Raw genomic sequence first — 2,331 nt, 5'->3', positions numbered from 1 at the left:
ACATTCGGATAAATAGTCACATTCCTGCCTATCTTCACATTACTCGCATTTAAATATACATTGCCTAAAAGGGTTACGGCTTTATGGGGGGTGCGTGTTCTTTGCAGGAAAATATATTTCCTGTATCTTCTTTGTACGTGGCTTTTTATACGGTCTATAATAAGAAATAGGTTCATTTTCGGAATCTGCTGTTTTTTTATTTTTCTGGTTCTACCGCTTCATAATAGGTGTCCGGGTCTGCGGCATCGTACCACTCGTTGATCCAGAACTGAGTGTAGAGTTCTTCGTTTCCTATGTTGGTTATGTTGTGGGTGTACCATACGGGCATATCTACATAGGAGGGACGGCTGCCGTCCAGGTAATGGTTCTGGATTTCTTGGCTGCCGATCTTTCGCAGCTGGATTAGGGCACGGCCTTTGATGACCGTGAAGCGTTCTATTTTCCGCGTGTGGTAGTGGTTGCCGCGGGTGACGCCGGGAACCGTCGTGGAGAAGCTGACTTGACCGCCTACGCCGAGTTTTATCGTTTCGACGAACGTGCCGCGGGAATCGCTGTGGGGGGTCAGGGGGACCGGGTAGTGACCGGGGTCGATGTAGCTCCGGTAGGTGTTGAACAGGTTCACTTCGTCAGGGCTGGTGAGGGGGGGGATGATGCCGTGGTCATAGTACTGACGGGTGTAGGACTGGAAACGGCTAAGGATCTGGCTGACGTTTTCTTCGAAGTCGTACGGGACGGGGTCGCGCTCGATGACGGGGACAGGGCTGTGACGAACGGTGTCTATTTTTTCCAGGATGTGACGGCACAGGTTGCCTACGTAAATGAGACGTACGGGGCTGTCTCCCAGGATTTGGGGGGTTTGGCCGTGGGTGAGTTTGTGGGCGAAGGTGGCGATGAAGGTGTTGTAGTTGGGGCGGCTGAACGGACCGTAGACGTTGGGAACGACAAGACCGGTGAAGCTGCCGCCGCTGCGCAGGGCCCACGATTCGAACAGTACACGTCCCTCGCGCTTGCTACGGCCGTATTGGTTGTCGCGTTCTTCTTGAGTGCTGGAGCTGAACAGGACATGGGGGGTGACTTGTTCTTTTTCCATGGCCTCGATGAGTTGACGAACGAGACGGAGATTGGTCTGGTAGAGGACTTCGGGGTCGGGATGACGGTTCATCGCGGCCAGGTGGACGATGACGTCGCATTGTTTTACGTAAGCACGGAGACGGGATTCGTCCTGAAAGTAATCGTCTTGGAACGGGATGCGGCGGTACTGGCCGGGATAGAGGCCCAGGGTATGGTAAAGGTGGCTGCCGACGAAGCCGGTTTGGCCGGTGATTCCTATGGTGAGCATTTCTTCGGGGGTTAATGGGTTTTGAGGTCGGTCTGGATCATTTCGAGTTTGAGCAGGAGGGATTTCATGCCTTCTTCATCGAGACGACGGGTGTTGTGGCTGTGGTAGTCTTCTATACGGGAGACTTTTTCCTGACCTTCTACGAAGTATTTGTCGTAGTTGAGGTCGCGGGTGTCGCACGGGATACGGTAGTAGTCACCCATGTCTTCGGCTTTGGACATTTCTTCCCGGCTGACGAGGGTTTCGTAGAGTTTTTCACCGTGGCGGGTGCCGATGATTTTTACTTCGGTGTCTTTGTGATAGAGGGATTTCAGGGCGGAGGCCAGCGTGTCGAGGGTCGCGGCCGGGGCTTTCTGTACGAACAGGTCGCCGTTACGACCGTGCTGGAACGCGTACAGGACCAGGTCTACGGCATCGTCGAGGGTCATCATGAAGCGGGACATGTGGGGGTCGGTGATGGTGATGACTTGGTTGGTTTTCATTTGTTCTACCCACAGGGGGATGACGCTGCCGCGGCTGGCCATCACGTTGCCGTAACGGGTGCAGCAGATGGTCGTAGCGGCATCGGGGCCGAGCTGACGGGCTTTGGCGATGGCTACTTTTTCCATCATGGCTTTGCTGATGCCCATTGCATTGACGGGGTAGCAGGCTTTGTCGGTGGACAGGACTACGATGTTCTTAACACCGTGAGAGATGGCGGAGTCGAGGACGTTCTCGGTGCCTAATACGTTCGTGCGGACGGCCTGCGTGGGGAAGAATTCGCACGACGGGACTTGTTTTAATGCGGCGGCGTGGAAGATGTAGTCGACACCGCTCATCACACCGTCTACGCTGCGTTTGTCACGTACGTCTCCGATGTAGAACTTCACTTTGGGGTTCTGAAGGTGGTGACGCATGTCGTCTTGTTTTTTTTCATCACGGCTGAAAATCCGGATTTCACGGAGGTCGCTGTCTATAAATCTTCGCAATACGGCGTTACCGAAACTTCCGGT

Annotated in this window: 2 protein-coding genes; both read right to left on the bottom strand. The window is 54.1% G+C overall.

The features are described 5' to 3' along the window. Positions 1-196: 196 nt before the first annotated feature. Positions 197-1,339, bottom strand: a complete 1,143-nt coding sequence (locus OCV73_RS14390; RefSeq protein WP_147553322.1) for a polysaccharide biosynthesis C-terminal domain-containing protein — start codon at positions 1,337-1,339, stop codon at positions 197-199. An 11-nt stretch (positions 1,340-1,350) separates the two neighbouring features. After that, on the bottom strand, positions 1,351-2,331 hold a 981-nt coding region (locus tag OCV73_RS14385), incomplete at its 5' end, for a polysaccharide biosynthesis protein (protein ID WP_147553320.1).

Origin of the sequence: Barnesiella propionica (assembly GCF_025567045.1) — a bacterium.
In the GTDB taxonomy this organism is placed as follows: domain Bacteria; phylum Bacteroidota; class Bacteroidia; order Bacteroidales; family Barnesiellaceae; genus Barnesiella_B; species Barnesiella_B propionica.
Note: the sequence above shows the minus strand (reverse complement) of the source record. Positions and strands in the feature narration are given on the sequence as shown.

Bases quoted from the DNA above. Each gene is read 5' to 3' on its own strand.
- OCV73_RS14390 (WP_147553322.1), bottom strand. From the start codon at position 1,339: ATGCTCACCATAGGAATCACCGGCCAAACCGGCTTCGTCGGCAGCCAC.